The organism is Vreelandella aquamarina (genome assembly GCF_900110265.1).
In the GTDB taxonomy this organism is placed as follows: domain Bacteria; phylum Pseudomonadota; class Gammaproteobacteria; order Pseudomonadales; family Halomonadaceae; genus Vreelandella; species Vreelandella aquamarina.
In genome coordinates, this window is sequence record NZ_FODB01000003.1 from 1 (window position 1) to 17,106 (window position 17,106).

A 17,106-nucleotide genomic window follows, 5' to 3' on the forward strand; every position below is an offset into this window, starting at 1 on the left:
GATAGCTATTGGGCTTCGAGTTTCATGGCCCTCTCGCCCAGATGTGGCTGCCTCATATGCGGTTCCTGTTCGTCGGGCCAGGAGTTTGCCTACAGCTTCCTTCAGATTCCGCCTCACGACGAACACCCTTGCTGTTCAGCTAACGGTTCCCGCTATCAGGGTCCGTAGGGGACTTTCACCCCCAAGTCATCCGGCCAACCACCACGGCGGACCGGATAGCGCCTAATTGGCGCTGCGCGCCATGCCTGGCGCACCAATAAAAAACCCCGCCAACGAGCCATTGGCGGGGCCTGAACCGCAATAGGGTTAGAGGCTGGCGTTAACCACCATGCAATCTATACCTTGCGCCTGAAGTGTTTGGCAGGCTTGGCGCGCCTGGGCTTCGTTAAGCGACACGACACGAGCGCGAAAGACAGGGGTTTGCCCTTGATGCTGATCAATCGCGACCTGCCCACCTACGCTACTAGGTAAGCGCTGGACGGCTTGGCGCGCAAGCTGCTCTGCTTGCGACGCCTGACTAAACGCTCCCACTTGAATCCCCCAACCAGCGGGTGCCGACTGCCCGGAAGAAGACGCTGTTGCTAAAACGCGCTCTTGCTCAATAAATGCCTGAAGCGGATCTTGCGAGGCGGTCTCCGGGCCATCTTCCCGGTCTTGCTGTGCCTGAATCAGCTGAGCCTCTACGTTTTGGGCTGACGCATTGGAGGCTGTGTTTGCAGGCACAGAGGCCTCAGAGGAAGGTCGCGTTGGTGATAGCGAGGTGGCGGACACATTAGCCATCATGGGCTGTGTGGCGGGCAAAGCTCCGGGAGATTGAGGGCGCGGCTGTGAAAGTGGCTGAGCAGGCCCCGCAAACCCCATAAACTCATTGGAGAAGCTGGTATTAGCCAGCCAAGAGCGCTGGTCACGTAGCGATGCCCGCATAAAGCTACGATCTAGAAGGTCTGCCATATGAGTATCGCGGGATGATGAGCTAAACCCACCCATGACCACCGCCACCATTCGACGGCCATCGTGCACGGCGGTCGTGGCCACGTTAAAACCCGAGGCGCGAATAAAGCCGGTTTTAAGACCATCTGCTCCTGGGTAATCGCGCACTAAGCGGTTATGGCTGGTATGGCGAGTACCGCGATAGGTAAATTCCTGCAAACCAAAATAGTGGTAGTACTGAGGAAAATCCTGCATCACGCGGACCGAGAGTGTCAGCATATCGCGCGCAGAGGTAATTTGTTGGTCGTCTGGCAAACCTGAAGCGTTACGGAATGTGGTGGCGTTCATTCCAAGCTCGCGGGCTTTCGCCGTCATTAAGTTGGCAAATCGCTGCTCGCTGCCGCCCAACGCTTCAGCAACCACCACCGCCACGTCATTGGCTGAACGCACTGCCAAAGCACGTATAGCAGTATCCACCGGGATAGAACTGCCAGCCGACAGCCACAGTTTGGTTGCAGGCATCGCCGCTGCCTGCGCAGAGACAGACAGAGGCTGATTGAGACTTAACGTGCCGTTTTCTAACGCTTCAAACGTCAGATATAACGTCATCATTTTGGTTAACGAGGCGGGATAGCGCGGCTCATCAGCATTTTCGGCATACAGCACTTCACCGTTTTCAAGGTCGACGACGATACCCGCGTAGCGCGGATTCGCGTGGGCACTCGTGCTCCCAATCAACGTCACGACCAGCATTACCAACCACCACTGACATACCCAAGGCACTGCGCCCATTCCGCGTGTTGTTGCCATACCGACCTCTTACTGATTGATCACCCCGCCCGATACGCTGCTACTCTCCACGGCGGCTGCTTTAGCCTAGCATGCCTACCATAGAAATTGAGCCTCCCACAGTTGATTCAGTCGAATCAGATGAATCGCCACAATACGCTTTGGTTTACTCATCGTACAGACGTAAAAAAACCGACCCCAGAGGGCCGGTTTTCATTGTGCCTGAAAGAAGGAGTAGTACTTACTCAGCTACTGCTTCTTCTTCAGCTACCGGACGGTCTACTAGCTCAACGTACGCCATAGGCGCGTTGTCGCCGGTGCGGAAACCGCACTTGAGAATACGGATGTAACCACCCGGACGCTCGGCGTAACGCGGACCCAGCTCGTTGAACAGTTTGCCGACGGCTTCTTTGGAGCGCGTACGAGCAAACGCCAGACGGCGGTTTGCAACGCTATCCTGCTTAGCCAGGGTGATCAGCGGCTCGATAACGCGACGCAGTTCCTTGGCTTTAGGCAGGGTTGTCTTGATAACTTCATGTTCGACCAGCGAGACAGACATGTTTTTAAACATGGCCTGACGGTGCGAGCTGGTGCGATTCAGATGACGACCACTCTTACGATGACGCATGGTTGTGATTCCTTACCAAACTGGGACTCAAGTCGACACTCACGCGGAGGCCTTGTCGTCCTTCAGGCTAGCGGGTGGCCAATTTTCCAGCCGCATACCGAGGGACAAGCCACGCGCCGCCAATACATCTTTGATTTCATTCAAAGACTTTTTACCGAGGTTCGGGGTCTTCAGCAGCTCCACTTCCGTGCGCTGAATCAGATCACCGATGTAGTAGATATTCTCGGCTTTGAGGCAGTTAGCGCTGCGTACGGTCAACTCAAGATCGTCTACGGGGCGCAATAGGATCGGATCGACGTGATCCTCTTCCTCTTCGACTTCCTGCTCTTTATCAGCTTCCAGGTCGACGAAGGCGGCCAGCTGCTCTTGCAGAATGGTCGCACTGCGACGGATAGCCTCTTCCGGATCCAGGGTACCGTCAGTTTCCAGGTCGATAATCAGCTTATCGAGGTCGGTGCGCTGCTCAACACGAGCGGCTTCGACCGAGTAGGAAACACGACGAACAGGGCTGAAGGTGGCATCCAGCTGCAGGCGGCCAATAGCACGGGTCTCTTCATCAGAGCCACGAGCGTCAGCCGGTTCGTAACCACGACCCAGCGCTACTTTAAGCTGAATTTTCAGCTCGGCACCTTCATTGACATGTGCAATGACGTGGTCCGGGTTGACGATTTCGACGCTATGATCAAGCGCAATGTCGCCAGCGGTGACGACGGCTGGGCCCTGCTTGTTCAGCGAGAGCACCGCCTCATCGCGGCTGTGCATCTTGATCGCAACATCTTTCAAGTTCAGGAGGATTTCGATGACATCTTCCTGCACCCCTTCGAGTGCACTGTATTCGTGCTCTACACCGGCAATTTCAGCCTCTACCACGGCAGCGCCGGGCATGGATGAAAGCAGAATGCGACGAAGTGCATTCCCCAGGGTGTGGCCAAAGCCGCGCTCGAACGGTTCGAGAACGATTTTGGCATGATGTGCGCTGATTTCTTCGACCTTGATGTCGCGAGGGCGAAGAAACTCTGTCACTGAACGCTGCATATGAACACCTTTCAGGCTGCCAAACGGATACTGAGTACTCTAAAGCACGATACTCAAGAGCATCTGGGCGGTTAGCTTTGCTATCCCGCCCAGGCCTCAAGAAGCAGAAACGTAAATCAAACTGCTTACTTGGAGTACAGCTCGACGATCAGGTTTTCGTTGATGTCGGCAGTCAGGTCACCGCGTTCAGGCAGAGCCTTGAAAGTGCCTTCCATCTTCTTGGCGTCGATTTCGATCCAAGTGATGTCTCCACGGTTGGCAGCAATGCTCAACGCGCTTTGAATACGAGCTTGGTTCTTCGCCTTTTCGCGAACAGATACCACGTCACCCGGCTTCACTTGGTAGGAAGCTACGTTAACGGTGCGGCCGTTCACGGAAATCGCCTTGTGGCTGACCAGCTGACGCGCTTCAGAGCGAGTCGAGCCGAAGCCCATACGGTAGACGACGTTATCCAGTCGGGATTCAAGCAGCTGCAACAATACTTCACCCGTCGCACCTTTCAGGCGAGCGGCTTCTTTGTAATAGTTGCGGAACTGCTTTTCGAGTACGCCATACATACGGCGTACTTTCTGCTTCTCACGAAGCTGCAAGCCGTAGTCGGAAAGACGCTGACGACGCTGGCCGTGTACACCCGGGATTTGCTCGGATTTACACTTTTTCTCGAAGGGAGTCACGCCACTCTTCAGGAAGAGGTCGGTGCCTTCACGACGAGACAATTTGCACTTAGGTCCAATATAACGAGCCATGAATCTGTCTCCTTAAACGCGGCGTTTCTTAGGCGGACGGCAGCCATTATGGGGAATGGGCGTCGCGTCTACGATGCTTTGCACGCGGAAGCCGGCGGCATTCAGTGCGCGCACGGCGGATTCACGGCCGGGACCGGGGCCTTTGACCAGCACGTCTACGTTTTTCACACCATACTCGGCTGCAGCAGTCGCTGCACGTTCACTTGCTACTTGAGCAGCGAACGGGGTGCTCTTGCGAGAACCACGAAAACCCGAACCACCGGCTGTTGCCCAAGAGAGAGCATTGCCCTGGCGGTCTGTGATCGTCACGATCGTGTTGTTAAAAGAGGCATGGATGTGCGCTACGGCGTCCACTACCTGCTTTTTAACCTTTTTACGGTTACTACGCGGGTTAGCCATGTTGATGTCTATTCCTGTCTTAACGTCAGCTCTCTATTAAAGAGCCTGCGTGTTATTTGCGGATCGGCTTACGCGGGCCCTTACGGGTACGCGCGTTAGTCTTAGTCCGCTGACCACGCAGCGGAAGACTACGACGATGACGCAGACCACGGTAGCAGCCTAAGTCCATGAGACGCTTGATGTTAAGCGTGACATCACGACGAAGGTCGCCTTCTACGGTAAACTTACCAACTTCAGAACGCAGGGTATCCAGCTCGTCGCCAGACAGATCCTGGATCTTGGCAGTCGGCGCAATACCGGCAGCAGCACAGATGTGCTGAGCGCGAGTACGGCCAATCCCGAAGATATAGGTCAGCGAGATCGCCGCATGCTTGTTGTCCGGGATATTGACGCCTGCAATACGGGCCATCAGCTTACTCCGAAATTTGAGCGGCTTGCTCGTTTATTCATCTACAAAAGGCGCAACAGCATACCCCTTTAAGAGCCCTAAGGCAAGGGGTATGCCGGCACCGGCTTAATACAGCCCAGGTTTAGCCCTGGCGCTGTTTGTGCCGCGGTTCGATGCAAATGACGCGAACAGCGCCATTGCGACGAATAATCTTACAGTTACGGCACATCTTCTTTACGGAAGCTCGAACTTTCATCGTTCTCTCCAATTCGCAACGGCGCGCCTCAGCGCATGATGCCGCCGCTACCGTAGCCTTTCAGGTTGGACTTCTTCATCACTGAGTCATATTGATGCGACATGAGATGCGACTGCACCTGGGCCATGAAGTCCATGATGACCACTACCACGATCAGAAGCGACGTGCCGCCGAAGAAGAACGGTACGTTCCACGCTACGATCAGGAACTGGGGCATCAAGGAAACCGCAGTGATATACAAGGCACCGAACAGAGTGAGACGAGTCATCACCTTGTCGATATAGCGAGCGGTCTGCTCGCCGGGGCGAATGCCCGGCAGGAAGGCGCCTGACTTTTTCAAATTGTCAGCCACATCCTTGGGGTTGAAGACCAGCGCTGTGTAAAAGAAGCAGAAGAATACCACTGCCGCCGCGAAAAGCAAGATGTAAAGCGGTTGGCCGGGGCCTAACGCTTGTGATGCACGCTGCAACCACTCCATTCCTTCACCAGCACCCACCCACTGACCGATAGAGGCCGGGAAGAGAAGAATACTGGAAGCAAAAATAGCTGGAATAACACCCGCCATATTCACTTTCAAAGGTAAGTAGCTGCTTTGGCCTGCATACATCTTATTGCCGACCTGACGTCGCGGGTAGTTCACTTTAAGGCGGCGTTGACCGCGCTCAATGAACACCACAAACGCAACGGTGGCAATACCTAGCACTGACAGCGCTAACAGCGGAAGAACATTCCAGGCCCCTTCATTGCGAGCAAGCTCAAACGCTTGCCCCACGGCACTGGGCAGCCCAGCGACGATCCCTGCGAAGATCAGCAGCGATATGCCGTTGCCGATACCCTTCTCAGTGATCTGCTCACCTAGCCACATCATAAACACCGCGCCTGACACAAATGTGATGATCGCAGTGAAATAGAAGCTGAAGTCAGCGCTGTAAGCGATGCCTTGGCTAGCCAGACCCACGGACATACCGGTAGCCTGGACAAGTGCCAGTATCACCGTGCCGTAGCGGGTGTACTGGCTGATCTTGCGGCGGCCAGCCTCACCCTCTTTCTTGAGCTGTTCAAGATGAGGGGAGACCGCAGTCATAAGCTGCATGATAATCGACGCCGATATATAAGGCATAATGCCCAAGGCGAGGACGCTCATGCGCTCCAGGGCGCCACCCGAGAACATGTTAAACATGCCTAGGATGGTGCCCTGTTGCTCCCTAAACAAGGCAGCAAGCTGGTCAGGATTGATACCGGGAACGGGAATGTGGGCACCGATACGGTACACCACGATGGCGAGGAGCACGAAGCGCAAACGCGCCCACAGTTCACTCAGACCGCTGCCCATCGCCGGCATATTTCCTGACTTGGCCATTTAGTCCTCTACCTTGCCGCCAGCGGCTTCGATCGCTTCACGGGCACCTTTGGTGACCTTGATACCACGAACGGTAACCGCCTTGTTCAGTTCGCCAGAAAGGATGATCTTCGCGTGTTGCGTAGCATCCTTCAGCACGTTGGCTTGCTTCAGAGTTTCCATGGTGACTTCGTCACCGGCAACCTTGGCAAGCTCGGCCAGGCGTACTTCTTCAGACACCAGCGACTTAGCAGACGTGAAGCCGAATTTCGGCAGACGACGCTGCAGCGGCATCTGACCGCCTTCGAAACCAGGCTTGACGCTGCCGCCACTGCGTGATTTCTGACCTTTGTGGCCACGGCCGCCGGTCTTACCAAGACCGGAACCGATACCACGACCAACGCGCTTTTCAGCGTGTTTGGAGCCCGGTGCCGGGCTCAGGGTATTGAGTTTCATGGATTACTCTCCCTCAACGCGCACAAGGTAGTTAACCTTGTGGATCATGCCGCGTACGGCAGGGGTGTCTTCCAGCTCAACCGTATGACCGATGCGACGCAAACCCAGGCCTTTCATAGTAGCCTTGTGCTTGGGCAAAACGCCGATGGTGCTGCGGATCTGGGTAACCTTGATCGTTGCTGCCATGGTGCCTTACCCCGTGATCGCTTCGACAGACAGACCGCGCTTAGCGGCCACGTCTTCCGGTGCTTGCATGGAGGAGAGACCTTTGACAGTCGCCCGTACCACGTTAACCGGGTTGGTGGAACCGTAGCACTTGGCCAGTACATCGTGAACGCCGGCCAGCTCTAATACAGAGCGCATGGCGCCACCAGCGATGATACCGGTACCTTCAGAGGCCGGCTGCATGTACACCTTGGAAGCACCGTGACGGGCTTTTACCGGGTACTGCAGTGTGTGGCCTGCAAGGTTAACCTTGACCATGTTGCGACGAGCTTGGTCCATCGCTTTCTGGATTGCGACCGGCACTTCACGCGCCTTGCCACGACCGAAACCGACACGACCTTTACCATCACCAACGACGGTCAGTGCGGTGAAGCCGAAAATACGACCACCTTTGACCACCTTGGCGACGCGGTTGACCTGCACTAACTTCTCTTGCAGATCGCCGCTTTGCTGTTCGTTCTTCGCCATCGTAAAACCCTTTAGAATTCCAGGCCGCCTTCACGAGCGGCGTCGGCCAGAGCCTTGACGCGACCGTGATACTTAAAGCCAGCACGGTCGAAGGCCACCTGGGTGATGCCTGCTTCTTTAGCGCGCTCAGCAATCAGAGCACCGACCTTAGAGGCCGCGTCTGTGTTGCCGGTCGCACCCTCGCGCAGTGCTTTGTCCAGCGTAGAAGCACTGGCTAGCACTTTGCCACCATCCGGCGAGATAATCTGCGCATAGATGTGACGCGGGGTACGGTTGACGCACAGGCGATACACGCCCAGCTCGCGGATCTTGGCGCGAGCGCGGCGGGCACGACGGAGACGAGATTCTTTCTTCGCGTTCATAACCCTGCCTTACTTCTTCTTGGCTTCTTTGCGACGCACCTGCTCGTCGGCGTACCGTACACCTTTGCCTTTATACGGCTCTGGCGGACGGAAGGCGCGGATTTCCGCGGCGCACTGACCGAGCATCTGCTTGTCCGCGCTTTTCAGCACGATCACGGTGTTTTTCGGCGTTTCCGCTGTAACACCCTTAGGCAGTTCGTAGTCGACCGGGTGCGAGAAGCCCAGTGAAAGATTGAGCGTCTGGCCCTTAGCTTGGGCACGATAACCGACGCCAACAATTTCGAGAGTTTTTGTGAAACCCTCGGATACGCCCGTTACCAGGTTCTGAACCAAGGCGCGGGTAGTACCGGCCATTGCCCAGCTCTTGGCAGACTCACTCGGGGCGAAGGTCAGCTGACCATCTTCTTGAGCGATCACCACGTCTTGGTGAACGGTCATAGATAGTGTGCCCTGGCCGCCTTTGGCGGTCAGCTGGTCGGCATTGATTTTAATCTCAACGCCGGCAGGCACTTTAACCGGATATTTCGCTATGCGGGACATTCCAGCCTCCTAGAATACGGTGCAGATGACTTCGCCACCGACGCCTGCTTGGCGCGCGGCACGATCGGTCATGACACCATTAGAGGTGGTGACAATCGCGATACCCAGACCATCGGCGACCTTAGGCAGGTTGTCCTTGCCTTTGTACTGGCGCAGAGACGGCTTGGAAACCCGCTGAATGTGCTCAATAACCGGCTTGCCCTCAAAGTACTTGAGAGTAACGGTCAGCTCGGGTTTAACGCCTTCAGCCACCGTAAAGTCAGTAATGTAGCCTTCTTCCTTTAGCACTCGGGCCACTTCAACTTTCAGCTTGGAGGACGGCATGGTAGCCGTCTCCTTGGTGGCCATCTGCGCATTGCGGATACGGGTAAACATATCCGCCAGAGTGTCTTGCATGCTCATTTAATGTGCGCTCCTGATGATTCTACGTAGCGTTACCAGCTGGACTTTTTCAGACCAGGGACGTCGCCACGCATGGCGGCTTCACGCAGCTTGTTACGGCCGAGACCGAACTTGTTGTAAAAACCGTGCGGACGGCCAGTCACGCGGCAGCGGTTACGCTGACGCACCGGGCTTGAGTCGCGCGGCAGTTGCTGCAGCTTCAGCGTCGCCTCGAAACGATCTTCTTCAGAAGCGTTCACGTCCGAGATGATTTTCTTGAGCTCTGCGCGCTTAGCCGCATACTTCTCGACTAGCTGAGTACGCTTGAGCTCACGCTCTACCATACTTTTCTTAGCCATGATCCAACCCTTATTTCTTGAACGGGAAGTTCAGTGCTGCAAGCAGCGCACGACCTTCCTCGTCGGTGTTGGCGGTAGTAGTGATAGTGACGTCCAGCCCCCGTACGCGATCGATTTTATCATACTCGATCTCTGGGAAGATGATCTGCTCACGCACACCCATAGAGTAATTGCCGCGACCGTCAAAAGACTTCGGATTGAGACCACGGAAGTCACGCACGCGAGGAATCGCAATGTTCACCAGACGGTCCAGGAAGTCCCACATACGCGCGGAGCGCAGTGTTACTTTAATACCGATCGGCCAACCTTCGCGCACCTTGAAGCCCGCGATGGACTTACGTGCTTTAGTTACTAGCGGCTTTTGACCAGAGAGCTTCTCCAGATCGCCGATAGCGTTGTCGATCAGTTTTTTATCACTGACCGCTTCGCCGATACCCATGTTCAGAGTCACTTTCGTGATCCGGGGTACCTGCATTACGTTGGCGTAGCTGAACTGCTCTTTGAGTTGAGCCACCACCTCGTTTTGATAACGTTCTTTCAAGTTCGCCATTTTGCTACCCGACTCGCGTTAGGCGTCGATCTGCGTCTGCGTCGACTTGTAGATACGTACCTTGGTACCGTCTTCCTTAACTTGGAAGCCGACGCGATCCGCCTTACCGGTCTCCGAATTGAAGATGGCTACGTTGGACGCGTGAATCGGAGCCTCACGCTCGACGATACCGCCCTGATTACCCGCCATGGGATTGGGCTTGGTGTGACGTTTAATCATGTTCACACCGGACACCACGAAGCGGTTGTCTAACACCCGCTTAACGGTGCCGCGCTTGCCCTTATCCTTCCCGGCGATGACGATGACTTCATCGTCACGTTTGATCTTTTGCATATCCGCCTCGCTCCTTACAGCACTTCAGGCGCTAGGGAAATGATCTTCATGAACTTCTCATTACGAAGCTCACGAGTTACCGGCCCGAAGATACGCGTGCCGATCGGCTGTTCGTTGGTGTTGTTCAACAAAACTGCCGCATTTCCATCGAAACGGATCAGCGAACCGTCACTACGACGGACGCCACTACGGGTACGAACGACTACCGCTTTCAGCACTTGGCCTTTTTTGACCTTACCGCGCGGAATCGCTTCTTTCACCGTTACTTTAATGACGTCACCAACGCGGGCGTAACGACGGTGTGAACCGCCTAGCACCTTGATGCATTGCACCCGGCGCGCTCCGCTGTTGTCGGCGACATCCAGCATTGTCTGAGTCTGAATCATCGGTTTTCTCCAAACCTAATCTGACTGCACTGGTTGGACAGACGCAGGGGTTAACCTTTGGCCTGCTCGACCACCTCGACCAGCGTCCAGGCTTTCTTCTTGGAAAGCGGACGGCACTCCTGAATGGAAACCGTATCGCCTGCCTTTGCCTGGTTCGCCTCATCATGGGCGTGCAGCTTGGTGGAGCGCTTAACGTATTTTCCGTAGATCGGGTGACGCTCACGACGCTCGATCATAACGACGATGGACTTATCCATCTTGTCGCTGACCACCTTGCCGGTCAGCGTACGTGTTTTCTTCTCTTCGGCCATCTCAATCACCTGCCTTCTCGTTGAGCACAGTCTTAACGCGGGCGATATCCCGACGGACCTGCTTGAGCAGATGAGTCTGGCTCAGTTGGCCAGTGGCCTTCTGCATGCGCAGGTTAAACTGCTCGCGGAGGAGCTCGAGGAGCTGCTCTTTGAGCTCTCCTGCGGACTTTTCACGAATTTCCTGGGCTTTCATCACATCACCGTCCGTTTCGCAAAGGTGGTGGACAGGGGCATCTTCTGGGCGGCCAGTTCAAATGCTTCACGGGCCAGCTCTTCGGATACACCTTCAATTTCGTACAGGACCCGACCCGGCTGGATCTGGGCTACCCAGTACTCAACTGAACCTTTACCCTTACCCATACGAACTTCGAGCGGCTTCTTGGAGATCGGCTTGTCAGGGAATACGCGGATCCAAATCTTACCGCCACGTTTGACGTGACGTGTGATCGCACGACGGCCGGCTTCGATCTGACGCGCAGTGATGCGGCCACGACCGGTTGCTTTGAGACCGTACTCCCCGAAGCTGATCTTGCTTCCGCGATGCGCTAGGCCACGGTTGCGGCCTTTCATCATCTTGCGGAATTTCATACGCTTGGGCTGTAACATCGACTCGCTCTCCCCTTACCTGGAACCTTTCTTCTTGGGCGCGTTGCCGGCAGGCTGCTGTTGCTTAGCCTTGGCACGTACTTCCTCGATACCGCCGAGGATTTCGCCCTTGAAGATCCACACTTTGACGCCGATGACGCCGTAGGTGGTGTGAGCTTCGTAAGTGGCGTAGTCAATGTCCGCACGCAGAGTGTGCAGCGGAACGCGACCTTCGCGGTACCATTCGGTACGTGCGATTTCGGCACCACCCAGACGACCTGACAGCTGAATCTTGATGCCGCCAGCGCCAAGACGCATTGCGTTTTGTACCGCGCGCTTCATCGCACGACGGAACATAACGCGACGCTCAAGCTGACCCGCTACGTTAGCAGCAACCAGCTTGGCATCCAGCTCCGGCTTGCGAACTTCTTCAATGTTCACATGAACCGGAACACCCATCATCTCGGTGAGATCGCGACGCAGACGGTCGACATCTTCACCTTTCTTACCAATCACGATACCCGGACGGGCAGTGTGAATGGTGATGCGGGCATTGTTAGCCGGACGCTCGATGTGAATGCGGCTTACGGAGGCGTTTTTCAAACGCTCTTCCAGGAAGCTGCGCACTTCGAGATCGTTGTTGAGCTTATCGGCATAGGCGCCGCGCTCGGCATACCAGACAGAAGCATGGTCTTTGACGATGCCCAGTCGAATGCCTGTTGGATTGACTTTCTGACCCATCTGGTCGACTCCTACTTCTCGGCTACCTTGACGGTGATGTGGCAGGTGCGCTTCAAGATACGATCCGCACGGCCTTTGGCGCGCGGCTTGATACGCTTAAGCGTCATGCCCTCATCGACGCAGATGGTCGAGACACGCAGCTCGTCGATGTCCATGCCGTTGTTTTCTTCCGCATTCGCGATGGCGGACTGAAGCACTTTCTTGACCAGTTTGGCAGCCTTCTTCGGGGAGAAGGTCAGCAGGTCAAGAGCTTCGGCGACCGGTTTACCGCGCACCTGGTCAGCCACCAAACGGGCCTTCTGTGCGGATAAAGCAGCGCCACTCAGCTTAGCTGTGACTTCCATCTCTTAATCCTCTCTGGCTTACCGTTTGGCTTTCTTGTCCGCCGCATGCCCGCGATAAGTGCGAGTAGCAGCGAATTCGCCCAGCTTGTGACCAACCATTTCCTCGGAGACATGCACCGGGACGTGTTGGCGACCGTTATGGACAGCGATTGTGAGGCCTACCATGTTTGGCAGGATCATCGAACGACGCGACCAAGTCTTGATCGGTTTACGGTCGTTCTTCTCCACTGCAGCCTCTACCTTCTTCAAAAGATGAAGGTCAATGAAGGGACCTTTCTTTAGTGAACGTGGCACAGCCGTTACCTCTTAATGTCTTGGCAATTTAGATCAACGTGTCTTATTACGACGACGAACGATCAGCTTGTCGGTGCGCTTGTTCTTACGCGTCTTGTGACCCTTAGTCGGCACGCCCCATGGGGATACCGGGTGACGACCACCACTGGTGCGGCCTTCACCACCACCGTGCGGGTGATCCACCGGGTTCATCGCGACACCGCGAACAGTCGGACGCACACCTCTCCAGCGCTTCGCACCGGCCTTGCCAAGTTGACGCAGGCTGTGCTCGGAGTTGCTCACTTCACCCAAGGTTGCGCGGCATTCAGCCAAAACCTTGCGCATTTCGCCAGAGCGAAGACGCAGGGTGGCGTAATTACCTTCACGAGCAACCAGCTGAGCGCTAGTACCGGCACTGCGAGCAATCTGCGCGCCTTTACCCGGCTTCAGTTCGATACCGTGAACGGTAGAACCCAGCGGGATGTTACGCAGAGGCAAGGCATTGCCTTTCTTGATGGGCGCGTTAACACCAGATTCCAGCACGTCACCCGCGCTGACACCTTTCGGTGCAATGATGTAACGACGCTCGCCATCGGCATACTTCAGCAGCGCAATGTGCGCACTGCGGTTCGGGTCGTGCTCCAGACGCTCAACAGTAGCAGGAATGCCATCTTTGGTGCGTTTGAAGTCGATCAACCGATAGTGATGACGGTGACCACCGCCCACGTGGCGGGTGGTGATGCGACCGTAGTTGTTACGGCCACCGGACTTGGACTGTTTTTCCAAAAGCGGTGCATAAGCACGGCCCTTGTACAGCTCCTCACCAACGATCTTGACGACGTGGCGACGACCGGCGGATGTGGGTTTGGTCTTGACGATTGCCATTATCCGTACTCCTGCCCTTATTCGGCGCCAGAGAAGTCTTCGAGCGTTTCACCCGCAGCCAGGGTCACATACGCTTTGCGGTAACCCTTACGCAGGCCAACGCCGTGAGCAGTACGCTTTGTTTTACCCTTAACGTTCAGCACCTGAACGCTGCCGACCTTCTTGCCGAACAGTGCTTCAACGGCTTTCTTGATCTCGGGCTTGGTAGCATCGCTTGCCACCTTGAAAACGTACTGGTTGCGCTCGGCTGCCATCGCGGCCTTTTCGGTCACGTGCGGTCCAAGCAGAACCTTGAATACGCGTTCCTGGTTCATGCCAGCTTCTCCTCGAATTTACGCAGGGCGGAGACGGTGACCAGGACCTTATCAAAGGCAACCAGGCTCACCGGATCAGCTGCAGCGACATCCACCACATCGACGTGGGGAAGGTTGCGTGCGGCCAGATAGAGCGTTTCGTCAACTTCTTCAGTGACGATCAACACTTTCTCAAGGTTGAGCTCTTTCAGCTTGGCAGCTACCTGCTTGGTCTTCGGCGCTTCTACGCTGAACTCTTCAATAGCGACTAAACGCTCTTGACGTACCAGCTCAGACAGGATGGAACGCATCGCCGCGCGGTACATTTTGCGGTTAACTTTCTGGGTGTAGTCCTGTGGACGCGCCGCGAAAGTCACACCGCCGCTGCGCCACAGCGGAGAGCGGATAGTACCGGCACGTGCACGACCGGTACCCTTCTGACGCCACGGCTTCTTACCACCACCACGTACGTCGGAACGGTTCTTTTGAGCGCGCGTACCCTGACGGCCACCAGCCAAGTAGGCGGTAACGACCTGGTGCACCAGCGCTTCGTTGAATTCTTTGCCAAAAGTGGCGTCGGCTACTTCAACGGTACCCGTGCCTGCAGCAAGATTCAGATTCATTGGTAATTATCCCCTTCAGCCAGCTTTCACGGCGCTGCGAACGATAACGTCGCTACCGGTAGCACCCGGTACTGCGCCTTTGATCAGCAGCAGGTTACGCTCGGCGTCGACACGGACGATCTCAAGGCTCTGTACGGTGCAACGGGTGTTACCCATTTGACCGGCCATTTTCTTGCCTTTGAATACGCGGCCAGGTGTCTGACACATGCCGATAGAACCCGGCGCGCGATGCGACAGGGAGTTACCATGGCTGTTGTCTTGGGTACGGAAGTTCCAGCGCTTAACAGCACCCTGGAAGCCTTTACCCTTAGAGGTGCCGGTCACGTCGATCATTTGACCAGCTTCGAAGAGGGATACGGTGAGTTCGCCACCCACTTCAGGAGCTTCTTCGCCTTCTGCAAGACGGAATTCCATCAGTGAACGACCAGCCTCAACACCCGCCTTGGCAAACTGTCCAGCTTGCGCTTTGGTGAGGTGCTTGGCTTTACGAGAACCTGTAGTCACCTGAACCGCTGCGTAGCCGTCAGACTCAATGGTCTTAACGCGCGTTACACGGTTAGGATCAACTTCAATAACGGTCACGGGCACGGATGCGCCATCTTCGGTAAAGACACGGGTCATCCCGGCCTTTTTACCGACTAAACCGATAGTCATACTCAGTCTCCTATAGTGTACGGGGCTATCACCCGCTATGGCTGCCCTTTCCAGAGCATTCCACTAGCACATTGTGTGGCGCCTCACGGCGCGGCGGCTGCTGCTCACATACTAAAAACGGTGAGCGCTGGGCCGCGAAGTGTCTAGTGTATTAGTCGAGCTTGATTTGCACGTCTACGCCAGCGGCGAGATCGAGCTTCATCAGCGCATCAACAGTTTTCTCGGTCGGCTCAACGATGTCGAGCACACGCTTGTGAGTACGAATCTCATACTGATCACGCGCATCTTTGTTGACGTGCGGTGAAATCAGAATGGTATAGCGCTCGCGGTTGGTCGGCAGCGGAATCGGCCCACGAACCTGAGCACCAGTACGCTTAGCGGTTTCAACGATCTCCGCTGTGGACTGATCAATCAGGCGATGGTCGAACGCCTTCAACCGAATGCGAATCTTTTGGTTCTGCATTTGCCCTAAACTCCAATGGATGTCGACGGCGCGAGCCGTCTACCCACGCATTCAAAGGATGCGCATTATAGGCACGCCAAAAGCCCATGTCAAACATTTGCTATTGGTGCGCAGAAAAAGGGGCTCGCAAGAGCCCCTCTTGATCAATCATCAAGCAAGTTTACTTGACGATTTTTGCAACAACGCCAGCACCAACGGTACGACCACCTTCGCGGATTGCGAAGCGCAGACCTTCGTCCATAGCGATTGGAGCAATCAGGGTAACAACCATCTTAACGTTGTCGCCCGGCATTACCATTTCAACGCCTTCCGGCAGTTCACAAGTACCTGTTACGTCAGTGGTACGGAAGTAGAACTGGGGACGGTAGCCTTTGAAGAAAGGCGTGTGACGACCACCTTCTTCTTTGGACAGTACGTAGACTTCGGCTTCGAAGACAGTGTGCGGGTTGATGGTGCCCGGCTTCGCCAGTACCTGACCACGCTCAACGTCATCACGCTTAGTACCACGCAGCAGAGCACCAACGTTCTCACCTGCACGACCTTCGTCGAGCAGCTTACGGAACATTTCTACGCCAGTAACGGTGGTTTTGGTGGTGTCGCGGATACCCACGATTTCCACTTCTTCACCAGCTTTAACGATACCGCGCTCTACACGACCGGTAACAACGGTACCACGGCCAGAGATAGAGAATACGTCTTCGATCGGCATCAGGAACGGCTGGTCGATCGCACGCTCCGGCTCAGGGATGTAGTCATCCAGAGCTTTGATTAGGTTAGCTACCGCAGTAGTACCCATGCCGTTCTCGTCTTCACCGTTCAGCGCCATCAGCGCAGAACCAGTGATGATCGGCGTGTCGTCACCCGGGAAGTCGTACTCGGACAGAAGTTCACGAACTTCCATTTCGACCAGCTCGAGCAGCTCTTCGTCATCGACCATGTCCGCTTTGTTCAGGAACACAACGATGTACGGAACGCCAACCTGACGAGACAGCAGGATGTGCTCACGCGTCTGCGGCATGGGGCCGTCAGCGGCAGAACATACCAGGATCGCGCCGTCCATCTGGGCAGCACCGGTGATCATGTTCTTGACGTAGTCAGCGTGTCCCGGGCAGTCAACGTGTGCGTAGTGACGCACTTCAGACTGGTATTCAACGTGAGATGTCGCGATGGTGATACCACGCTCACGCTCTTCCGGAGCGTTATCGATGGTATCGAATTCACGCCAGTCGCCGCCGAAAACCTCAGCAGACACGCGGGTCAGGGCCGCTGTCAGAGTCGTTTTACCGTGGTCGACGTGACCGATGGTGCCGACGTTGACGTGCGGTTTGGAACGTTCAAATTTTTCCTTAGCCACTGCTATAACC

30 protein-coding genes are annotated in these 17,106 nt (G+C 55.6%); all 30 read right to left on the reverse strand.

Annotation, left to right across the window (positions count from 1 at the left end; all coding sequences use genetic code 11):
* Positions 1-306: 306 nt before the first annotated feature.
* The gene (locus BMY49_RS01155; RefSeq protein ID WP_244154878.1) at positions 307-1,740 is read right to left on the reverse strand and encodes a serine hydrolase; all 1,434 of its coding nucleotides are present in this window, start codon (positions 1,738-1,740) and stop codon (positions 307-309) included.
* A gap of 220 nt (positions 1,741-1,960) precedes the next feature.
* Positions 1,961-2,347 (reverse strand): 50S ribosomal protein L17, encoded by a 387-nt coding sequence (rplQ, locus tag BMY49_RS01160; RefSeq protein ID WP_062363025.1) that lies wholly within the window; start codon positions 2,345-2,347, stop codon positions 1,961-1,963.
* Between the two features lie 39 nt (positions 2,348-2,386).
* Positions 2,387-3,382 (reverse strand): DNA-directed RNA polymerase subunit alpha, encoded by a 996-nt coding sequence (locus tag BMY49_RS01165; protein WP_016915790.1) that lies wholly within the window; start codon positions 3,380-3,382, stop codon positions 2,387-2,389.
* Between the two features lie 125 nt (positions 3,383-3,507).
* A complete protein-coding gene (gene rpsD, locus BMY49_RS01170) occupies positions 3,508-4,128 on the reverse strand; it encodes a 30S ribosomal protein S4 (RefSeq protein WP_089674583.1) in 621 nt (206 codons plus the stop codon).
* Positions 4,129-4,140: 12 nt separating this feature from the next.
* Positions 4,141-4,527 (reverse strand): 30S ribosomal protein S11, encoded by a 387-nt coding sequence (rpsK, locus tag BMY49_RS01175; RefSeq protein WP_009099028.1) that lies wholly within the window; start codon positions 4,525-4,527, stop codon positions 4,141-4,143.
* A gap of 52 nt (positions 4,528-4,579) precedes the next feature.
* Positions 4,580-4,936: a 30S ribosomal protein S13 gene (rpsM, locus tag BMY49_RS01180; protein WP_089674584.1), complete on the reverse strand. Its 357-nt coding sequence runs from the start codon at positions 4,934-4,936 to the stop codon at positions 4,580-4,582.
* A 121-nt stretch (positions 4,937-5,057) separates the two neighbouring features.
* Positions 5,058-5,171: a 50S ribosomal protein L36 gene (rpmJ, locus tag BMY49_RS01185; RefSeq protein ID WP_009099023.1), complete on the reverse strand. Its 114-nt coding sequence runs from the start codon at positions 5,169-5,171 to the stop codon at positions 5,058-5,060.
* A gap of 28 nt (positions 5,172-5,199) precedes the next feature.
* Positions 5,200-6,531: a preprotein translocase subunit SecY gene (gene secY, locus BMY49_RS01190; RefSeq protein WP_054640906.1), complete on the reverse strand. Its 1,332-nt coding sequence runs from the start codon at positions 6,529-6,531 to the stop codon at positions 5,200-5,202.
* Positions 6,532-6,966: a 50S ribosomal protein L15 gene (gene rplO, locus BMY49_RS01195; protein ID WP_089674586.1), complete on the reverse strand. Its 435-nt coding sequence runs from the start codon at positions 6,964-6,966 to the stop codon at positions 6,532-6,534.
* A gap of 3 nt (positions 6,967-6,969) precedes the next feature.
* Complete coding sequence (rpmD, locus tag BMY49_RS01200) at positions 6,970-7,152, reverse strand: 50S ribosomal protein L30 (RefSeq protein ID WP_009723888.1); 183 nt, start codon at positions 7,150-7,152, stop codon at positions 6,970-6,972.
* 6 nt (positions 7,153-7,158) lie between these two features.
* Positions 7,159-7,659, reverse strand: a complete 501-nt coding sequence (rpsE, locus tag BMY49_RS01205; RefSeq protein WP_007111990.1) for a 30S ribosomal protein S5 — start codon at positions 7,657-7,659, stop codon at positions 7,159-7,161.
* An 11-nt stretch (positions 7,660-7,670) separates the two neighbouring features.
* Entirely contained in the window at positions 7,671-8,021 is a 351-nt protein-coding gene (gene rplR / locus BMY49_RS01210) for a 50S ribosomal protein L18 (protein WP_044628825.1), read from the reverse strand.
* Positions 8,022-8,030: 9 nt separating this feature from the next.
* Positions 8,031-8,561 (reverse strand): 50S ribosomal protein L6, encoded by a 531-nt coding sequence (gene rplF / locus BMY49_RS01215; RefSeq protein ID WP_058579839.1) that lies wholly within the window; start codon positions 8,559-8,561, stop codon positions 8,031-8,033.
* A gap of 9 nt (positions 8,562-8,570) precedes the next feature.
* On the reverse strand, positions 8,571-8,963 hold the full coding sequence (gene rpsH, locus BMY49_RS01220; protein ID WP_009723892.1) for a 30S ribosomal protein S8: 393 nt from the start codon (positions 8,961-8,963) through the stop codon (positions 8,571-8,573).
* A 32-nt stretch (positions 8,964-8,995) separates the two neighbouring features.
* Positions 8,996-9,301, reverse strand: a complete 306-nt coding sequence (gene rpsN, locus BMY49_RS01225; protein ID WP_044628827.1) for a 30S ribosomal protein S14 — start codon at positions 9,299-9,301, stop codon at positions 8,996-8,998.
* A 10-nt stretch (positions 9,302-9,311) separates the two neighbouring features.
* Positions 9,312-9,851 carry a 50S ribosomal protein L5 gene (gene rplE, locus BMY49_RS01230; RefSeq protein ID WP_054640904.1) on the reverse strand — a complete coding sequence of 180 codons (540 nt, stop codon included), beginning with the start codon at positions 9,849-9,851 and terminating at the stop codon, positions 9,312-9,314.
* A gap of 18 nt (positions 9,852-9,869) precedes the next feature.
* Entirely contained in the window at positions 9,870-10,184 is a 315-nt protein-coding gene (gene rplX, locus BMY49_RS01235; protein WP_054640903.1) for a 50S ribosomal protein L24, read from the reverse strand.
* A 14-nt stretch (positions 10,185-10,198) separates the two neighbouring features.
* Positions 10,199-10,570 carry a 50S ribosomal protein L14 gene (gene rplN / locus BMY49_RS01240; RefSeq protein ID WP_009723896.1) on the reverse strand — a complete coding sequence of 124 codons (372 nt, stop codon included), beginning with the start codon at positions 10,568-10,570 and terminating at the stop codon, positions 10,199-10,201.
* Between the two features lie 50 nt (positions 10,571-10,620).
* On the reverse strand, positions 10,621-10,881 hold the full coding sequence (rpsQ, locus tag BMY49_RS01245) for a 30S ribosomal protein S17 (protein WP_009723897.1): 261 nt from the start codon (positions 10,879-10,881) through the stop codon (positions 10,621-10,623).
* A gap of 1 nt (position 10,882) precedes the next feature.
* Positions 10,883-11,074, reverse strand: a complete 192-nt coding sequence (rpmC, locus tag BMY49_RS01250; RefSeq protein WP_027337514.1) for a 50S ribosomal protein L29 — start codon at positions 11,072-11,074, stop codon at positions 10,883-10,885.
* Positions 11,074-11,487 carry a 50S ribosomal protein L16 gene (gene rplP, locus BMY49_RS01255; protein ID WP_007112000.1) on the reverse strand — a complete coding sequence of 138 codons (414 nt, stop codon included), beginning with the start codon at positions 11,485-11,487 and terminating at the stop codon, positions 11,074-11,076. The genes rpmC and rplP overlap by 1 nt, the downstream gene beginning before the upstream one ends.
* A 15-nt stretch (positions 11,488-11,502) precedes the next feature.
* Positions 11,503-12,207: a 30S ribosomal protein S3 gene (gene rpsC / locus BMY49_RS01260; protein WP_018917731.1), complete on the reverse strand. Its 705-nt coding sequence runs from the start codon at positions 12,205-12,207 to the stop codon at positions 11,503-11,505.
* 11 nt (positions 12,208-12,218) lie between these two features.
* On the reverse strand, positions 12,219-12,551 hold the full coding sequence (gene rplV / locus BMY49_RS01265) for a 50S ribosomal protein L22 (protein WP_044628831.1): 333 nt from the start codon (positions 12,549-12,551) through the stop codon (positions 12,219-12,221).
* Between the two features lie 18 nt (positions 12,552-12,569).
* On the reverse strand, positions 12,570-12,845 hold the full coding sequence (gene rpsS / locus BMY49_RS01270; RefSeq protein WP_009098993.1) for a 30S ribosomal protein S19: 276 nt from the start codon (positions 12,843-12,845) through the stop codon (positions 12,570-12,572).
* A 33-nt stretch (positions 12,846-12,878) separates the two neighbouring features.
* The gene (rplB, locus tag BMY49_RS01275; protein WP_044628832.1) at positions 12,879-13,709 is read right to left on the reverse strand and encodes a 50S ribosomal protein L2; all 831 of its coding nucleotides are present in this window, start codon (positions 13,707-13,709) and stop codon (positions 12,879-12,881) included.
* A 17-nt stretch (positions 13,710-13,726) separates the two neighbouring features.
* Positions 13,727-14,023, reverse strand: a complete 297-nt coding sequence (rplW, locus tag BMY49_RS01280) for a 50S ribosomal protein L23 (protein WP_009723902.1) — start codon at positions 14,021-14,023, stop codon at positions 13,727-13,729.
* Positions 14,020-14,625, reverse strand: coding sequence for a 50S ribosomal protein L4 (rplD, locus tag BMY49_RS01285; RefSeq protein ID WP_054640900.1), 606 nt, complete (start codon positions 14,623-14,625; stop codon positions 14,020-14,022). The genes rplW and rplD overlap by 4 nt, the downstream gene beginning before the upstream one ends.
* Positions 14,626-14,640: 15 nt before the next feature.
* The gene (rplC, locus tag BMY49_RS01290; RefSeq protein WP_044628835.1) at positions 14,641-15,279 is read right to left on the reverse strand and encodes a 50S ribosomal protein L3; all 639 of its coding nucleotides are present in this window, start codon (positions 15,277-15,279) and stop codon (positions 14,641-14,643) included.
* 151 nt (positions 15,280-15,430) lie between these two features.
* The gene (gene rpsJ / locus BMY49_RS01295) at positions 15,431-15,742 is read right to left on the reverse strand and encodes a 30S ribosomal protein S10 (RefSeq protein WP_009098983.1); all 312 of its coding nucleotides are present in this window, start codon (positions 15,740-15,742) and stop codon (positions 15,431-15,433) included.
* Positions 15,743-15,902: 160 nt separating this feature from the next.
* Entirely contained in the window at positions 15,903-17,096 is a 1,194-nt protein-coding gene (gene tuf, locus BMY49_RS01300) for an elongation factor Tu (protein ID WP_044628837.1), read from the reverse strand.
* Positions 17,097-17,106 lie beyond the last annotated feature (10 nt).

Excerpts from the sequence above, each read along its gene's own strand:
- BMY49_RS01155 (WP_244154878.1), bottom strand. The coding sequence starts at position 1,740 with ATGGCAACAACACGCGGAATGGGCGCAGTGCCTTGGGTATGTCAGTGG.
- rplQ (WP_062363025.1), bottom strand. The coding sequence starts at position 2,347 with ATGCGTCATCGTAAGAGTGGTCGTCATCTGAATCGCACCAGCTCGCAC.
- BMY49_RS01165 (WP_016915790.1), bottom strand. The coding sequence starts at position 3,382 with ATGCAGCGTTCAGTGACAGAGTTTCTTCGCCCTCGCGACATCAAGGTC.
- rpsD (WP_089674583.1), bottom strand. The coding sequence starts at position 4,128 with ATGGCTCGTTATATTGGACCTAAGTGCAAATTGTCTCGTCGTGAAGGC.
- rpsK (WP_009099028.1), bottom strand. The coding sequence starts at position 4,527 with ATGGCTAACCCGCGTAGTAACCGTAAAAAGGTTAAAAAGCAGGTAGTG.
- rpsM (WP_089674584.1), bottom strand. The coding sequence starts at position 4,936 with ATGGCCCGTATTGCAGGCGTCAATATCCCGGACAACAAGCATGCGGCG.
- rpmJ (WP_009099023.1), bottom strand. The coding sequence starts at position 5,171 with ATGAAAGTTCGAGCTTCCGTAAAGAAGATGTGCCGTAACTGTAAGATT.
- secY (WP_054640906.1), bottom strand. The coding sequence starts at position 6,531 with ATGGCCAAGTCAGGAAATATGCCGGCGATGGGCAGCGGTCTGAGTGAA.
- rplO (WP_089674586.1), bottom strand. The coding sequence starts at position 6,966 with ATGAAACTCAATACCCTGAGCCCGGCACCGGGCTCCAAACACGCTGAA.
- rpmD (WP_009723888.1), bottom strand. The coding sequence starts at position 7,152 with ATGGCAGCAACGATCAAGGTTACCCAGATCCGCAGCACCATCGGCGTT.
- rpsE (WP_007111990.1), bottom strand. The coding sequence starts at position 7,659 with ATGGCGAAGAACGAACAGCAAAGCGGCGATCTGCAAGAGAAGTTAGTG.
- rplR (WP_044628825.1), bottom strand. The coding sequence starts at position 8,021 with ATGAACGCGAAGAAAGAATCTCGTCTCCGTCGTGCCCGCCGCGCTCGC.
- rplF (WP_058579839.1), bottom strand. The coding sequence starts at position 8,561 with ATGTCCCGCATAGCGAAATATCCGGTTAAAGTGCCTGCCGGCGTTGAG.
- rpsH (WP_009723892.1), bottom strand. The coding sequence starts at position 8,963 with ATGAGCATGCAAGACACTCTGGCGGATATGTTTACCCGTATCCGCAAT.
- rpsN (WP_044628827.1), bottom strand. The coding sequence starts at position 9,301 with ATGGCTAAGAAAAGTATGGTAGAGCGTGAGCTCAAGCGTACTCAGCTA.
- rplE (WP_054640904.1), bottom strand. The coding sequence starts at position 9,851 with ATGGCGAACTTGAAAGAACGTTATCAAAACGAGGTGGTGGCTCAACTC.
- rplX (WP_054640903.1), bottom strand. The coding sequence starts at position 10,184 with ATGCAAAAGATCAAACGTGACGATGAAGTCATCGTCATCGCCGGGAAG.
- rplN (WP_009723896.1), bottom strand. The coding sequence starts at position 10,570 with ATGATTCAGACTCAGACAATGCTGGATGTCGCCGACAACAGCGGAGCG.
- rpsQ (WP_009723897.1), bottom strand. The coding sequence starts at position 10,881 with ATGGCCGAAGAGAAGAAAACACGTACGCTGACCGGCAAGGTGGTCAGC.
- rpmC (WP_027337514.1), bottom strand. The coding sequence starts at position 11,074 with ATGAAAGCCCAGGAAATTCGTGAAAAGTCCGCAGGAGAGCTCAAAGAG.
- rplP (WP_007112000.1), bottom strand. The coding sequence starts at position 11,487 with ATGTTACAGCCCAAGCGTATGAAATTCCGCAAGATGATGAAAGGCCGC.
- rpsC (WP_018917731.1), bottom strand. The coding sequence starts at position 12,207 with ATGGGTCAGAAAGTCAATCCAACAGGCATTCGACTGGGCATCGTCAAA.
- rplV (WP_044628831.1), bottom strand. The coding sequence starts at position 12,551 with ATGGAAGTCACAGCTAAGCTGAGTGGCGCTGCTTTATCCGCACAGAAG.
- rplB (WP_044628832.1), bottom strand. The coding sequence starts at position 13,709 with ATGGCAATCGTCAAGACCAAACCCACATCCGCCGGTCGTCGCCACGTC.
- rplW (WP_009723902.1), bottom strand. The coding sequence starts at position 14,023 with ATGAACCAGGAACGCGTATTCAAGGTTCTGCTTGGACCGCACGTGACC.
- rplD (WP_054640900.1), bottom strand. The coding sequence starts at position 14,625 with ATGAATCTGAATCTTGCTGCAGGCACGGGTACCGTTGAAGTAGCCGAC.
- rplC (WP_044628835.1), bottom strand. The coding sequence starts at position 15,279 with ATGACTATCGGTTTAGTCGGTAAAAAGGCCGGGATGACCCGTGTCTTT.
- rpsJ (WP_009098983.1), bottom strand. The coding sequence starts at position 15,742 with ATGCAGAACCAAAAGATTCGCATTCGGTTGAAGGCGTTCGACCATCGC.